The sequence below is a fragment of the Parabacteroides sp. AF19-14 genome (genome assembly GCF_003635485.1).
In the GTDB taxonomy this organism is placed as follows: domain Bacteria; phylum Bacteroidota; class Bacteroidia; order Bacteroidales; family Tannerellaceae; genus Parabacteroides; species Parabacteroides distasonis.
In genome coordinates this window covers 81,160-98,225 of sequence record NZ_QTMJ01000016.1, presented here as the reverse complement: position 1 = coordinate 98,225, position 17,066 = coordinate 81,160, and the positions used below count along the sequence as shown (strand labels likewise).

The 17,066-nt window shown below is 41.4% G+C and carries 9 protein-coding genes and 1 pseudogene; all 10 read right to left on the bottom strand.

The window, feature by feature from the left end:
• Window positions 1–95: 95 nt before the first annotated feature.
• The gene (locus tag DWX33_RS15815) at window positions 96–2,252 is read right to left on the bottom strand and encodes a translation factor GTPase family protein (RefSeq protein WP_005868471.1); all 2,157 of its coding nucleotides are present in this window, start codon (window positions 2,250–2,252) and stop codon (window positions 96–98) included.
• Between the two features lie 143 nt (window positions 2,253–2,395).
• A complete protein-coding gene (locus DWX33_RS15810; RefSeq protein WP_122380659.1) occupies window positions 2,396–4,765 on the bottom strand; it encodes a GH92 family glycosyl hydrolase in 2,370 nt (789 codons plus the stop codon).
• Window positions 4,766–4,770: 5 nt separating this feature from the next.
• Window positions 4,771–7,452: a glycosyl hydrolase-related protein gene (locus DWX33_RS15805; RefSeq protein ID WP_233570192.1), complete on the bottom strand. Its 2,682-nt coding sequence runs from the start codon at window positions 7,450–7,452 to the stop codon at window positions 4,771–4,773.
• A 75-nt stretch (window positions 7,453–7,527) separates the two neighbouring features.
• On the bottom strand, window positions 7,528–9,090 hold the full coding sequence (locus tag DWX33_RS15800; protein WP_122143994.1) for a RagB/SusD family nutrient uptake outer membrane protein: 1,563 nt from the start codon (window positions 9,088–9,090) through the stop codon (window positions 7,528–7,530).
• Window positions 9,091–9,117: 27 nt separating this feature from the next.
• Window positions 9,118–12,228 (bottom strand): TonB-dependent receptor, encoded by a 3,111-nt coding sequence (locus tag DWX33_RS15795; RefSeq protein WP_122143995.1) that lies wholly within the window; start codon window positions 12,226–12,228, stop codon window positions 9,118–9,120.
• 63 nt (window positions 12,229–12,291) lie between these two features.
• On the bottom strand, window positions 12,292–13,890 hold the full coding sequence (locus DWX33_RS15790) for a GTP-binding protein (protein WP_233570191.1): 1,599 nt from the start codon (window positions 13,888–13,890) through the stop codon (window positions 12,292–12,294).
• A gap of 16 nt (window positions 13,891–13,906) precedes the next feature.
• The gene (locus tag DWX33_RS15785; protein WP_122143996.1) at window positions 13,907–14,314 is read right to left on the bottom strand and encodes a hypothetical protein; all 408 of its coding nucleotides are present in this window, start codon (window positions 14,312–14,314) and stop codon (window positions 13,907–13,909) included.
• A complete protein-coding gene (locus DWX33_RS15780; protein WP_122380657.1) occupies window positions 14,311–15,321 on the bottom strand; it encodes a uroporphyrinogen decarboxylase family protein in 1,011 nt (336 codons plus the stop codon). The genes DWX33_RS15785 and DWX33_RS15780 overlap by 4 nt, the downstream gene beginning before the upstream one ends.
• 12 nt (window positions 15,322–15,333) lie before the next feature.
• A pseudogene (locus tag DWX33_RS15775) lies at window positions 15,334–15,963 on the bottom strand (corrinoid protein); the annotation flags it as partial.
• Between the two features lie 17 nt (window positions 15,964–15,980).
• Window positions 15,981–17,051, bottom strand: a complete 1,071-nt coding sequence (locus DWX33_RS15770; protein WP_122143998.1) for a uroporphyrinogen decarboxylase family protein — start codon at window positions 17,049–17,051, stop codon at window positions 15,981–15,983.
• Between the last annotated feature and the right edge of the window lie 15 nt (window positions 17,052–17,066).

Sequence of the window (17,066 nt, the reverse complement as noted above, 5' to 3'; positions counted from 1 at the left end):
GAAAAAGACATAACAAAAAGGCCAGCTCTTCACAAAGCCGGCCTTTTCTCGTTTAACTTTAAATATTAAAAAATTATGATGACATTTTACTTTACCTATTCTTCTGATTGAGTAGCCTCGTAAGCCTTTAACAACTTCTCTTGTACATCGGCAGGAACTAACTCGTAACTAGCGAACTTCATCGTAAAGGAAGCACGCCCGCCCGTAATGGAGCTTAGTGAAGTAGAATAGTTAGACATCTCTTTCAAAGGAACTTTCGCCAATAGTTTCTCAAATCCCTTCTCGCTATTCATACCCATAATCAAGGCGCGGCGTCCTTGCAAGTCACTCATCACATCTCCCAGATAATCGGCAGGAACGGAAACCTCGACATCGTAAACAGGCTCCAAGATCTTAGGGCCAGCCTCCTTGAAAGCGGTACTGAACGCATTGCGTCCGGCAAGCATGAAAGAGATTTCATTACTGTCTACCGGGTGCATCTTACCATCGTATACGCAAATACGCACATCGCGAGCATACGAACCCGTCAACGGCCCTTGCTCCATACGAGCCATGATACCTTTTAGGATAGCCGGCAAGAAACGAGCGTCGATAGCACCACCAACGATACAGTTTACGAACACGACTTTACCACCCCAATCCAAATCGATTATCTGAGTATCACGAACATTCATCTTATACTCCTGTCCGCCGAAACGGTAGGTATCCGGAGCAGGCATACCTTCATAATAAGGCTCGATAATCAAGTGAACTTCACCGAACTGGCCTGCGCCACCAGATTGTTTCTTATGGCGGTAATCCGCACGGGCCGCTTTCGTAATCGTCTCACGATACGGGATCTTCGGCTCCAGATATTCGATCGGCAATTTATCATTATTCTCGATTCTCCATTTCAATGTACGAAGATGGAACTCACCTTGACCGGAAACGATTGTCTGCTTCAATTCCTTGGACTGCTCGATTACCCATGTCGGGTCTTCCTCACGCATACGTATCAAGATTTCCATCATCTTCTCGGCGTCAGCCTCATTCACCGGCTTGATAGCACGACGATATTTCGGATCCGGATATTTAATGAAGTCGAAACGATAATCACAACCCTTTCCGTTCAATGTATTACCACGGCGAACATCCTTTAACTTAACGGTCGCTCCAATATCACCCGCCACCATTTCCGTAACCGGGGTACGAGTTTGTCCGGCTACCGCAAATAACTGTGCGATACGCTCCTTGGAACCACGATCGGCATTCATCAAATCGTCACCTTCTTTTACTTTTCCTGATATCACTTTAAAATAGGAAACCTGACCAATATGAGGTTCCACGGTAGTCTTGAAGAAGAACAAGCTAGTAGGACCATTCGAGTCCGGAGTCACCTCTACGCCTTCCGTAGTAATCAGACGAGGCATCTTGTCGGTACAAGGAACCACGTTACCCAAGAACTCCAACGTACGACGAACACACATATCACGACCGGCACATACGCAGAATACCGGGAACATACCGCGAGTAACCAAGCCCGCACGGATACCGGCACGCATATCATCCTCGCTCAAGGCACCTTCCTCAAAGAATTTCTCCATCAAAGTATCATCGTTCTCAGCGGCGGCTTCCACCAAGGCTTGATGCAACTCCATCGCCTTATCCATTTCCTCGGCGGGGATTTCCAATACATCAGGAACTCCACCTTCCGGTTTCCAACGATACATCTTCATTTTTAATACATCCACCACGGCATTGAAAGAAGAGCCGCAGCTAATCGGATATTGGATCGGAACGATCTTACTGCCCCAACGGTCTTTCAACTGGGCGATAGTTCCCTCATAGTCGGCTTTATCATTATCAAGCTGATTGACAACGAAAATCACCGGTTTATGAAATTGTTCAGTATACCGGAACTGGTTAATGGTTCCAACCTCAACACCGTACTGGGCATTCAATACCATCAGTGCCGTATCCGTGACATTCAGAGCGGAAACAGCTCCTCCCACGAAATCATCCGAACCCGGACAATCGATGAAATTCAGCTTCCGATCCTGCCACTCAACACTGAAAACGGTTGAGAAAACTGAGTATCCATACTCTTTCTCAACCGGGAAATAATCGGACACCGTATTTCCTGCCTCAACGGAGCCGCGGCGTTTTATAACTCCACCCTCGTAAAGCATAGCTTCAGCGAGAGTGGTTTTCCCAGAGCCCGAACTTCCCAAGATAGAGATGTTCTTAATTTCATTTGTTTGGTATACTTTCATGATATCAGGATTTATTTGAGTTTAACAATACGTTTATTTGGCGTGAATCACTTTCACGAGGGCGCAAATTAGAGATTGTAAAGGAAAAAAGCAATTATCGCCCGGTGTTTGAGAACTATGTTGTGCAGCAGGGCTGCCAAAGATCAATATTGATCTTTGGCAGTCTCAGCCATATCTAACTCTAATACACCACCTTCTACGACATTCTTAAAAGGGATAAAAGGTTCCTGTAAAGACTCGCCATTTAAGCGATATTCCTGTACATAGACATTTGTCTTATTATTATTCTTGGTTTTAATCACAAATGTATCTCCCGGATAATACCGCTTATTCAATTTGATCGTCACTTTATCAAATAGAGGACTTCCTAACGCTAAAGTCGGGTTTTCACTTGCCAAGCCAACTATATCAAACAATCCTATCGAGGATATCACATACCAAGCACCAAGTTGACCTTGATCCTCATCCTGCCCATAGCCATAACCGTGAATACCTTCTGTCCCATAAAACTCATCCAGAATCGCACGTACCCACTTTTGGCTTAACGAAGGTTTGCCCGCTTGATTAAACAACCAAGAAATATGTAAGCAAGGTTGATTCCCTTGATTATAATAAGTTTGTAAACCAGCGAAAGCATCAATAGTCGTTCCACCGCTAAATGTCTTGTCCTGTGAAAGAATAAATATACTATCCAGACGTTGTGTAAATTCCCTAGCTCCCATTTTAGCGATCAGCGATTTTGCGTCATGAGGTACATAAAATGTATATTGGTATGCATTCCCTTCTTGGAATCCACGCCATACTTGCATGGGATCAAAATTACTGATAAACCGTCCATCCGCATATTTGGGCTGAATCAAGTTCGATTCCGCATTATAAATACGTTCCCAACCTTTTGACAAATCCATCAATACATTATAATCATCCGTTTTGCCCAAGGCTTTCGCCATCTGCCCTACGGCATAAGCTCCAAACGAATATTCCAAGGTATGAGAGGCCGAAAACATCCATGCCTCATCAGCGCCTTCACCTTTGTCCATATGAGGAACATAACCATATTCCACAAACTTATCCGTATCCAGCTTACCCGCTCCCATCGGCCGGTTCTCTCCCTCTAACTCATTCTTTCGTGCCGCCGCATAAGCATTCTCTACGTCAAAATCACGGATGCCGCATAGATAAGCCGCAGCAATCACATTACCTAACTGATTCGTTCCAACACCGGAGACAAACCGGCTACAAGCTATACCATCTCCTAACCATCCGGTATCTTTATAAACTTGTACATGCGTACTTACATAATCCGATAAATACTCCGGATAAGCCAATGCCCATACTTGAATCAAGTTCCATTGCCCTCCCCAAATACCATCCGTATTATAAAAAGAGAAAGCCGGTTTTCCGTCTTTTAAGGGCAACTGTCCAATAGTCCCATCATTTTTAGGATATGCGCCGTTCACATCGCTAGCCAAACCTCTGCCCAATAGGGCATGATAAAGTCCGGTATAGAATTTGATTTTATCTTCTTTCACCGGGGTTTCCACACGTATACGTCCTAAATACTCTTCCCATGTAGATCTCGAGATTTCGCGAGCCTCATCAAAGTCCATTTGATCTTGGCGAGTCTCTGTCTCTCTATTTAATCGAGCATTATCTACAGAGGTATAAGAAAGACCTACTTTTGCTGTTATCAATTCGTTGTCTTGAGTATTATAGGTCAAATAGGCACCAGCCCCAATCCCCTCAATCTCTCGGTTATTCTTCTGTACAGTCTCTTTCACAAAGGTTCCGAAAGAATCCGCAGGCTTATCCAAACGAGCCGAGAAATACATGGTTATCGTAGCTCCCGACTGATACTTATTACTATAAGTAGGTAAAGTCGTAACCCAACCTTCTACTAAATCATTTTCTTTTATCCGGACGAAAGCATCCACAGCTGGTCCACTTTCGCCTTGACGATTTCCTATATCAAATAAAATATGACTCGCATCGCTCTTGTGAAAAGTGAATCGTTGAAAAGCAACTCGAGGAGTTGCGGTCAACTCCGCTTTCACATTATAATCTTTAAGCATGACCGAATAATACCCGGCCGTAGCGATTTCATCCTTATGATCAAAAGAGGAGCGATATCCCTGCCCGATAGAATTTAAAGGTCCCGGAATTGTTTTCAAATCTCCCTCTGTAGGCATCAAAACAATACCTCCAACCTGAAACTCATGTAGACAAGGGAATCCCTCTATAGAAGTATCCCGATAATCATATCCCGTAGCTTCCCATCCTGATTTATTCCCTAGGCTAGCATTGGTAGCTGCTGCTGGTTTCGCTAATCCAAATGGCATCGCACCCGGAGCAAAATGAAACCAACGGCAATGAGCGGTACCAATGAGAGGTTCCACGTATTGGGTTAATGACTCCATTGTTTCTTCCGTATTCTTCGGAGTCGTTGTACAAGCCATCCCTACCAGCGCCAAGGACAAGATGAGTGATACTTTTTTCAATGAATTAATTCTCACCATATTCAGAACTTGATTTTATATGTTTCTATAGCATATTTACCCAAAATAATCTCTTGAACAGAAGAAAGTTCTTCCTCTATCAAGTTTGTGTGAATAATCTCTTTTGGCTCTACAAACATCCGCAGATGTACTGTTTCTTCCTTATTTGAGCAATTATACATTCTTACAATCAAACTATTATCATCTTCGCATTTCTTTATCGCCGTCACCTTAACATTGGGGTTATCTACAGACACAAACGACACCTCTTCCGGCAAAAAAGCCTTTCCATATTGAATCGGATTATACACCGCAACCAACGGCTCATTGGAAGATGTACCGAACTCCTCCCTAAGCGGGCTATTAACCTCATGAGAAGTCAAAGAGAAATGATAGGAATGATCTCCGGGTTGAATAAAATCATTACCTAACGGATGACAACTTTTACGAGACGCTAATAAAATAGGTTGTAAAATCGTATAATCTACCGGTTGGTCTGTCGGATCAATATAATCAGCAACCGCAACAGAAGAAGACAAGGTTACGGCACATTTTTCTCCGGCCGCACTTAACCAGTTCCCGATACCGCGAGGACGCTGCTTACTATTTTCAACATAATAACGCTCACCCGCCGCTCCCGGCATCTCATCTTTTCCAACCGTCAATGCCCCGAAAGGAACCTCATAAGATACTGATGAACGCTGGAACGCAAGAGGCCACATTAAACGATACTCACGATAAAGTACGGCATCCCAATTCAATAAGTCAACATCCATATCTATTTTTTTAACCTGATGATATACACGTAAAGTCTGTTCTATAACTGCGTTTCGGATAGGTGTACGCATCTTATAGGATGTATATACAGGCCCATCTTCTTCTACTTTCCAAGGGACCGCATGATTCGAGGTTTTATCAAAACCTTCCATATCCGGCTGTTGCACCGCATCAAACTCGCCAGCCCCATTCCCCACAGAGCGCATAGAGATGACTTCTCCTCCTAAAAATTTTTCAGTATTCAACAATGGACAGCCCATTGATTTATCATATATTTGTTTGATACCACCATTTACCAGTTCGATCCTATAGTGGCTATTCTCTATCAAATCAACGGCCGGCCCAGATTTATCCTCTTGCTTTTGAGTTGGATTTAGATAATAAGTTTTTAGTCCCATAGCAGGCATATTATCTGCCGTAAAATGTAGATTAGCCTTTTCTATAGACCCATCTTGATAATAAACAATTTCAGATAACTGGGAATTAACCGCTTTTCCTTGATAATCTTTAATTTGTAAATCGTAGGCATACCCTTGCTCAAAAGCCACTTCTACAACAGCAGGAACAGTTCTTGAAAAAGACAAATTATTAAATAGTATAATCGAACGTCCTTTTTGCCCGGAGGTCTTAATCGAAGACGCTAAAAATCCAGCTTGCCGATCAACGATTTGTCTTGCTTTTGATAACGCAAACTCATATTTCCGGCGAAATGCATTATCCGTCATGATACCACCATTGCCCCCCCATCCGTGGTCTGGATAGATTTTAGCTTCCCACGCCTCATTCAAATCATCAGTAGGATACATCTCAAACGATTGGCGAACCATGGCACTAAAAGAAGATATTTTCTCCGCTGCAGGTAACCAAACATCTCCCTCACGACTGGCAGTAAGAGCCTTCTCATGCGAAGGACCATGAATATACAGCCACACATTCGGACGTTCTCCATGTGTTATAGGTAGTGCTGAAGTAGAATGATCTAATTTCTCAAAAAAGTCATCGGCAGTCGCAAATTTAAACTGGGGTAACGACACTTTTACTCTCTCACCTGTCTTCCCATTCATTATATAACGAACATTATTCCATTTTTCAATAAATACAGGACAATTTCGAACCGGCTTCATATCCCACGACAACTCATAATTAAGCATCGCAGGCATTACAGTCTTAGATTTCTTGACATCATTGTATTTTGTATACCATAAAATAGCCTCTTTAGCCATCTCTTTGACCGCTGTCGTATCATCCTTTCCTAATACATTATAAAAATAGATATAATGTCCCGGAGTATAAGTACGAACTTTTGAACCATCCGGAGATTCCCAATAGAACAGCCCTCTTTCGTGACGACTGATAACCAAGTTCTCAATTCCCGCCTTACTCATGATTTGAGGCATTTGTAAAGTACGTCCCGGCACGTCTACATTAAAATAAGAGGAGGTTTGGTAACCATTAAAGTTTTTCTTCAACCATCTAGTTCCCAAATAAAATTGGCGAGCTAATGATTCTCCTGAATACATCTCCTCGTACGGCTGTATAAAAGTTCCTCCCACACAAATACGTCCTTCTTTCATATATTTAACAAACAATGGATACGTATCCGGATGACGATGGATGTATTCCTTCAATATAGAAGTTTGTTCAATATCCATCTTGAATGTTGGATCTTCACCCAAACGTTTCAAGAATGGTGTCAACCAAAGTGTATCCCGGTCGGCGATACAAGCATCGATATGATTCAGCCACGCTAAATCTTGATGAGTTGTAGTAAACACATAAATATCCCCATCTTTCAAAGAGGAATTTGATAAATCTTTCAAAAGATGGAAAGACTCTTGATCACAGATATATGTATTTCCTGCAAATTGGGCTTTTAATATAAAGTTCGGAAATACACATAAGATCATTAAAATGAATATTTTCTTCATATGACTTTTTGTTTGAGAGGATGCACCAAGATAGCACATCCCCCTTATATAAATAAAATTGTAAATATCTTCCCGTTAGTTATAACCCGGATTTTGAGTCAAATTAGGATTACGTTGCATCTCATTTACAGATATCGGCCATAGTAAATCTGATTCTTTAAAAGTTGCGCCTGCCGCATTTTGAGCACCCAATAAAGTCACATAACGAACCTTTCCCTTATCCGTCTCCGATATTACAGGGAACATCCCTGTCCGAGTACAATCATCCCATATTTTATACTCTAAAGGGAATTCACGTAAACGTTCAGTCCAACATGCCTCAATAAATGCTTGTTTCGATAACTTCATCAACTCTGAAGAAATCTCTTCTACGCTTTTACCATCCATATTTGAACGAGCTTGCACTTGGGCTAAATAACCTGCAGCCTCTGAAGTCACACCCTCACTTTGGGCAATAGATTCAGCACCAGCCAATAAAGCTTCCGCATAGCGATAGATATTCCAGTCTTTTGTACCCTTTCCCGTATTTAACAGAGCCTCCTCATCAAAATAATACCAACATCCTGCTGTACTTGAAGACCATTTTTTTCCTGTATTAGGATTTGTATATTCCCAGTGGAAAAACTGATTCGGTTGAATACGCAAGTCATTTGGGGAATATACATTTAAAAATCGATCTGTCGGTCCATAAACACGTTCCATAATGGAATACGTACCAAATACAGTCGTCGCATTTGAACTACAAGAATAACTAGGAAGCCAATCACTCGTATTGATGCTATTATCATATTCTTGCGCATAAATTACCTCGTCTAAATCATCAATCGAACGCAATTTATTGAAAGCACTATTCATCGCTAAATCTTCATTCATAACTAATTTATGAGGAGAATTAATCACTATTCGTGCATATTTAGTGGCTTCCGCATATTTACCCTGTTGCATATAAACATTTGTCAACAACATAGCTGCTGCGTATTTTGTAATACGATGAGCATTTGCCGCAAACTTACTTGCAGGAAGAATCTCTACCGCATCTTTTAAATCAGACTCTATTTGAGCATAGACCACCTCTACACCAGTACGCTCTAATTCCATATCTACGGCAACTTCATAGGGTTCGGTATAGAATGGGATAGCACCAAATGTTTTCACCAAATAAAAATAATTGAACGCCCTAAAAAACTTAGCCTCTGCTACATATTTAGAAATAGAAGAATCTTCCATTGGAATACTAGGAATGTACTTAATCGCCGAATTAGCGACATTTATCGCATTATAACACGCATCCCACACTCCATCCACAGTTCCTGATATTTGCATCGTATATTTCTGGCGGCTTAATTCCCTAGAATATTTACAAACAACCTCTTGTCCTTCATAACTATTTGAGAAATAGCCAGTCAGCATACCTGTTACAGTAGCGAAACTACCTAAATAAGCACTGGGAGCTGAAGCTATTTGGCGTATTGCACCTGTGCGATATAAATAATTCACATTAGCCACAGCTTGAGCTTCCGTTGTATAATATCCAACATTCGTTAGTTGTGACTTAGGTTCTTCTTTTAAGAAATCGTCACATGCGCTAAAGCTCATCATATTAGCACAAACGATAATTATTATCAATAGCTTTTTCATATTCGATTATTTGCTTTATTAAGTTGACTAAAATGTTACGTTAACCCCTAATGTAAATGTCCGAGCTCTGGGATAAGAGAAAAAAGTCATATTTTGTCCAAATTTACCACTTGTCTCGGAAGAAGATTCTGGATCATATCCTAAGAAGTCCTTTGAAACGATTTGAAATAGATTATTTCCACTAGCATATAATCTTAAACCCGACAATCCTATTTTTTTTATCAATTGCGAGTTAAATGTATATCCTAGCTGTACCATATTACAACGTAGATAAGAACCATTTGCAACCCATCCGGAGTCGCTCGTTATATCTTGGCCAGCATGTTCTTCTCCAAAATGAGCACCGCTAGCTAAATATATCATTGGCTGCATTGTTTCTGGATTTGTTCCATCATAAGCATCATATAAAACCCCTTTCAAACCATTTGTAATGCCAAAGCGATCATTCGTTGTACACATAAAACGTTGTAAAGTCTCGACCCCCCAAACAAATTGCAAGTCAACTGTCAAATCAAAATTCTTATAAGAGAAATTATTAATCCAACTACCAGTCCAGTCAGGTAATCCTTTACCTATTATAGTTTTCTCATCAGAACGTTTCGCCCGACCAATCTGAGTCTTCTCGCAAGCCCCAGCCTTATAATCTTCAAGCGTATAAACACCCTTACGCTCTAATCCCCAGAAACTACCCATACTTTCACCAACACGAAGGACACTACCTCCACCAACCCAATCATACAAATAGACATCTGCATTCGTATCACTTAATGCTAAGATTTCGTTCTTATTATAATTTAGGTTTAGTGTGGAAGACCAAGTAAAATCATCACCTTGAATAGGGGCCCCATTCACCATAATATCTACACCCTGATTACGAACAGAGCCTATATTCTTAAAAATAGAAGTAAAACCCGTAGAATGGGGTACAGGACAATCTAACAATAAATCAGTTGTCTTTTTATTATAATAAGCAATATCAAAATTTAGGCGATTATTGAATAGCCCTAAATTAAAACCAACATCAAATTGCCCGGTCTTCTCCCATTTCAAATCTGGGTTAGACATTGTCTTGATATAAGAATAAGCTGAACGTTTCGCATCAATATAATAAGTGCCCGCATCTACTTTCCCTAAAGAGTTATAAGGATCGATCTCTGAATTTCCAGTTAAGCCATAACTTGTATGTAATTTTAAATTACTTATTAATGCGTTATCTTTCAAAAAATCTTCTTGAGAAATATTCCAAGCCAAACCAGCAGAAGGGAAAAATGCGTACTTATTATTCTTTCCAAACTTTGAAGACCCATCGACACGCCCTGTCACAGTCGCAGAATAACGATCTTTATAGGTATAAGCAAAACGCAAAAAATAAGAGTTCATGGCCCATCGAGTCCAACTTGATTCAGGTGCGTTTGGAAGAGTTCCCACCGACATATTATTATTTTCATAAAAATCGTCGGAGAAACCCTGAGTATAAGATTTATCCCAACGTTGCGTACGTTCTTGCCAAGATAGACCTGCCATAGCATTCAACCTGTGATCACCAAAAACCTTATTATAGGTTAGATAAGTCTCTTCTTGCCAATAAAATGTATTCCAATTCTGGTATTCCGCCCAGCCATTCGGCATAGAAATGTTATTCAACTCAATCGAAGAATACCCTCTATAAGTCGTATTATGGCTATCAACACCAAATTGTGTTTTTAAATCTAAGCCATCTGCCAAATGAAATGTTAGCGCCGCATTTCCAAAAATTTGTGTATTATAACGCATTCGCTTCTGCAGATCTAAGATCATTACAGGATTTGACATTCCTTCTAGACCAAAATAACTGTTCTCACTTTGGGAAGTAAGATTTGTCGTATATTTACCATATTTATCTCTTACAGGCAACCATGGGACCATTTCGATCATCGTACGGCGAGCCTCTTGCCCACCTCCATCTTCCGGTGTATAACGTCCCCATGTATGATTAACCAGTACATTGACAGCGGTAGATAACCATTTAGTAGGATGAGCGTCATAAGCGATCTTTGCGTTCAATCGTTTATTATATGTATTCATCACGATACCTTGTTGATCCGTAAAATTCAAAAATGCTCCCATTGATGACTTTTGACCAGCTTGTTGGATATTTAGCTGATGGTTGTGAGATACAGCAGTACGTGTGGCCTCATCTTGCCAATTCGTATCATATATTGGATTTCCGTTCGCATCAAAATAGTCGCGGTCATGGAACCAATAAGTCCGATCCAAAGACCAATTCTTATCATAATATGTATTCTCGTTCTCTAGGCCTTTCATAAAAGCATCGCACCATTCTTGAGCGTTCATCGTATCCATTTTACGAGCTATGCTACTAATACTTACCGAACCCTGATAAGATACTTGTACCCCCTCACGTCCTTTCAGACCTCGTTTTGTTGTTACCATGATAACGCCATTCGCACCACGAGCGCCATAAATAGCCGCCGCAGAGGCATCCTTTAAAACCTCCATCGATTCAATATCATTAGGATTTACCAACGAGAAGTCTTCCATGGCAACCCCATCAACAATATACAAAGGTTCCGATGAAGAATTTATAGTAGCCATACCACGTATCACGACACGATTCGCATACGCTCCGGGCTGACTTGAATTAGAAAAAATATTTACGCCCGAAACTTTACCTCGTAAATTCTCTAAAGCACTAAAATTCTGATTCTTCGTCAAGTCCTCTCCTTTAGCGACTCCAATCGAGCCAGTCACATCCGATTTACGCATTGTACCATAACCAACCACCACCACTTCTTCCAAAGCTTGAGAGTCTTCTTCTAAAACCACTCTCACATTTTCTCGTACAGGAATTTCTACTGTCTTATAACCAATATACGAAATAACCAACATCGACTGTGAAGACACATTTAAATTGAATTTTCCATCCAAATCGGTAATCGTACCTTCCGTGGTACCTTTAACGCTAACATTTACACCGATCAAAGGTAGCCCGGCAGCATCAACTACAACTCCTGTTACTAATTTTTTAATCTGTTGAGAAATATTGACCGTATTAGGACTTTCCGCTCTCAAGTCCGTTGACAACGGCAAAAAAGAAATTAAAGCGATGGGCAATACCATCATTTTTGTAAACTCCATAATATACTATATTTAGGTTGAATAATTAATAAATACTATAAACACCATTAAAATTACCCACTATTATACCAACTGCCTCACCTCCTTTCTCTTAAAGCAATCCTTCTTCCTACAGATCGCACAGCCATAAGGCTTTTTCTCGACATTTTTACCTATTCCAACCAAAGCACTGACCGATTTTATAGGAAGCATCAAGCATGAATCGGTGAGTGAAATACCACAAAACTTATCCGGTAAAAGCGAAAAAAACAACCGTTGTTCCGCAACATCCCAACCGCAATATCCCGGACTGTATGAGTTACTAATCTTAAATTCCAGTTTTCCCATCTTAGCTGCCAATCGAGAAAGTCCCCAAGAGACAATAGCTTCTACGATAGTCGACCCCAAGGCGTCAGCGACAAAAGCCTCCATCACATCGCCTCCGGATCTTTTTTCGGTTATCCATTTATCAAGCTCCGCTCCTACCGAGGCTACGATAGTCGCAAAGAAATCGCTGTCCCGCAAATAACGGACAATGATTCCATCCGGGGTAAATGTCTGTCCGGATAATACAACAGACCTTTTATCTTTGGCCTCACCGGGAAGTAAGCGATATCCAAATCGAGGAACACAAATGGATAAGGCTTCTTGCTTCAAACGCTGTATGAAGTCTAGCAGATACGCATCCGGTCTTGAAATATCAAAACCTAAGTAACGATATAATTCAGTATCGTCAATATCCAAATCCTCTATCGAACAAGTTTCTTCTGTCGCATTAACAAAGGTGGCCAGCCAATCTGCCACGTATGCTTGCGATTTATCATACCAAACCGATAGGAATGATTTATCACTCCCTTCTTCCGATAATACAAATTCCTCCCATGTGGCTTTTCCATTCACATAATCCAGTTTTTGCCACTTGCCGGAATCCGGAATTACCCCCTTGGCTCTTATGATCGCTTTCGGGATTAAGTTATTTATCCGGTTAAATAACTGTTCAAAAAAACAAGAGTCAAATGGAGATGTAACCGAAATCGTTTGAACCCCGTATGAAATCTCGGACACTTTCGCATACATTACACCACCAGCATCCCATCTATTATGACAACTATACGCCCAAAGCTCATCCCAGTCGTTCTTGCATAAGGATCTGTAGTCCGAAACGATTTTCGATTGATTTTGAATGCCTAAAAGAGCTTCCCGTACGGCCTCCACCTCATCCGCTTCTACCCGTTCCGTCTTTGTCAACACGATAACAGGCGACAAGGCAAATTGCCGTTGATAAAAAGTCGGATTCAGCCGCCTTAAAAGCGGATACATACCCACATCAACCAACGATATGAATCCGTTTATCGCCAACTCCGGCATCCGTATCAAATCTTCCAAGGAAGCTAAACCGGAAGGCTCCACCAATACAAGATCTGGATGAACAGATTCTTTGATCTCTTTGATAACACGAGGAAGCTCATGGCGAAGCGTACAGCATACGCAACCGGAGGTAATATCCCATACATGATAATCCTTGCTACGTAGCAATAAACTATCCACGGAAGTCGTTCCAGATTCATTCTCAATGATAACCACCCTTTTATCCACCCAATAAGTAGATAATAAATGATTAATCAACGTAGTTTTGCCACTACCCAAAAATCCCCATATTATGTAAACTCTCATTTCCTCCATTTCCATAATCTTTATCTTACAGCAACGACTTGTTTATCATCGCATATAAATCGTTTCGCTCTTGTTGGCTCAGCTTTAAGTATTCACAATCGTTTTTATGCGTATCAGACTTCTCTACAATGATGATCTCCACATCCAGATCCATCGCTATATCATGCCATGTACCTGCCGGAATATTATAAGTAACCCCTTTTCGCATTTTTTCACAATGAAACGTGGTATTGTCTCCATTTACGACAGCCTCAACCAATACCGCATTTCCCTTGAACAAAATAAAGACCTCATCCGTGGACTTATGAACCTCGATCCGCTCAATATCATCAAGACCATGACCGGAAACATGATTCAATTGCGCCACCTGCCATCCTTCTCGTATCAAGAACGGATTATATCCCTCACCTTTATGAAAATAGCTTTCTATCATTTTCCAATCTTATTAAAATCGCCAATAGCCTTATAAAACATCTCTATATTCTCAAACGGAATCTCCGGAGGCGTATCACATCCCGTAGACAACACGAAATTCGGATATTTGGCAGTCTTAGTCAACAGCTCCATCGTTGTCTCGTACAACTCTTTTCCGGAAGCCATCTTAAACACGGATACAGGATCTATATTTCCCATGACCAATACATCCTTCGGGCATTGCTCAAGTGCCAAGAGCATATCGATGCCATTTCCGAAATGATAGCCCATAGCTCCAGTGCGCACCATCGCATCCGTACACTGTCCGGTATTTCCGCAATTATGCAAGAAAACGGCGAATGAGTCGTCTTGGACTTCCTGAATAATATCACGAATGTAGGTTGAGGAGAACTCATAACAAGCCTCGTTCGAGAGCAAGCCCGCTGCCGGTTCTGCCATCAAGACCCCATTGGCTCCGGATTCTTTCAATGCCAAGCAATAACGTTTGATAAATTCCGAACACTTAGACAGCAATAGCTTAATACAATCCGGCTCGATATACATAGCCATCATAATCTCAGACATATCATACAAACGACCTGCCAACGAATAAGGACTTATACAACCGGATATTACCGGTTTTGAAGCTTCCCGTGACATCTTTCGATTCGCTTTTAGATATTCAGGCAGCCTTCCCTTATTCAAAGAAGGTACTTCCAGTTTCTCCACTTCTTCCTGATTTGATACCAAACGCCCGATAACGCTAGGAACCTCATTGGGTGAAAAATGAATCTCAGCCCCAAAAGCTTCCGCTTCTACGGTCAGATCCATGATCACGGTAGAGGCTGCGGAAGGATATTTATCCGCCAGCAATTTCACCGCTTGATAATGAATATCCCCATTCGTTACCGCATCATATACGGTGTGTCCCAGTAACTCAATTCCCGAATGGGTCATAACCGGAATAGCCACTCGCTCTTTTGATGATAATAGGGATGTGATCCATTCTTTCATATTAACCTTCATAACCGAGCTTATTTATGCGATACATAATAATTCTTTGGCCTTGATAACCGCCGCATTGGCATTACCACTATATCCATCCGCTCCTATCTGGTTAGCGAACAACTCATTGACCGGAGCCCCGCCTACCATGACCTTTACTTGATCGCGAAGTCCCTCTTTCTCCAATGCCCCAATGATAACTTTCATATAATTCATCGTAGTTGTTAGTAGGGCGGATAGGCAAAGAATATCCGGTTTTTCTCTTTTAACCGTTTCAATAAATTTATCCGAAGAAACATTTACTCCCATATTAACAACCTCAAAACCACATCCCTCAAACATGGAAGCGACTAGATTTTTCCCGATATCATGCAAATCACCGAATACGGTGCCAATCACGATCTTTCCGATTGTCTCCGTTTTATCCCCTTTCAAATGAGGTTTCAACAGATCCAGCGATCCTTTCATCGCACGTGCAGCCATCAATAGTTCAGGCACATAAGCTTGTTGTTTCTCAAAGCGACCTCCAATCTCCTCCATCGCCTTAATCATATAATTATTGATAACGGACTGTATATCCAACTTTTCCTCTATAACCTGATGGGTAACCTCTACCGCCGGTTCGAGCTTCCCGGCAACAATTGAATCGAATAACTTATTTAAATCTGCCATATATTCCATTATTTTATATTTTGTAATTCTAAAATATTCTCATAGGAACCATACTTACGAGCCGCAGCGATAAATGCCTTAAAATTCTCCGGAGGCGTATTCCTTCCCATCGCACAACCGGAACTGATAATATGTCTCCTGCCACCCGTAGCCTCGATCACATTTTTCACGGCAGCCTCTACATCCGAGGAGGTACCGATAACCAACGGGAAGCTAGGGTCTATGTTTCCCATCAAAACCGTATCTTCCGGAACTAGCTTACGTGCCTCTTTGATGTCCAACATCCAATCAATTTCCAATATACGCGCGCCAGTCATACCCATATCTTGTATGATACCATTCGTATTACCACATATATGAATAGAAAAAGGAATGCCATAATCTTGTACCTCTTGAGTCAATTTCTTCTCCGGCTCCAAAGCGAATTGGCGATACAAGTCCGGAGAGATCAAGTTAGGCCCCGCAAATGCATCTCCTATGGAAGTCGCATGCGCACCGGCATCCTTCTGGGCCTTAGCAAAAACAGCGCTGATCGTACGGCAATACTCCAAAACATCTTCTATTAACTTTTGATCCTCCGTCAGCAAATCCATCATAAACTGTGTAGTACCCCGTAACAAACAAGCGATACTGAAAGGCCCTTGATCCGCACGCCCCATAACAAACACATGGTCGCCAATCGCATCCACCAAAGTACGTGTAGCCTCCAGCCACTCGCATAAACGCCCGCTACTCAAAGGATCGGGAATAGGCATATCATACACGTCTCTCAAATCCTTTAATACCGGACAAGACTCATCTACCGTAGCCGGCTCATCCTCACGGAATATCACCTTAGCACCCACGGCTTCGGCTATCGTAGCGTCATCAAAATCGATAACACATCCGTCATAGCCATATTTTTCTTGCGATATTATATGGGCTTGAGCCATTTTTTTTCCATTCTTATTTACATCTCCAATTTTCATTCCTGCTGTTTCCACCGCAAACATGAAACTTTGTGGAATCACCGGAAGCATATCCGGAATCTCTCCGTTCAAGATCGCCAGACAACGCTGTAAAGAAGTCATATCTTTCATATAATTGTTTTTTAA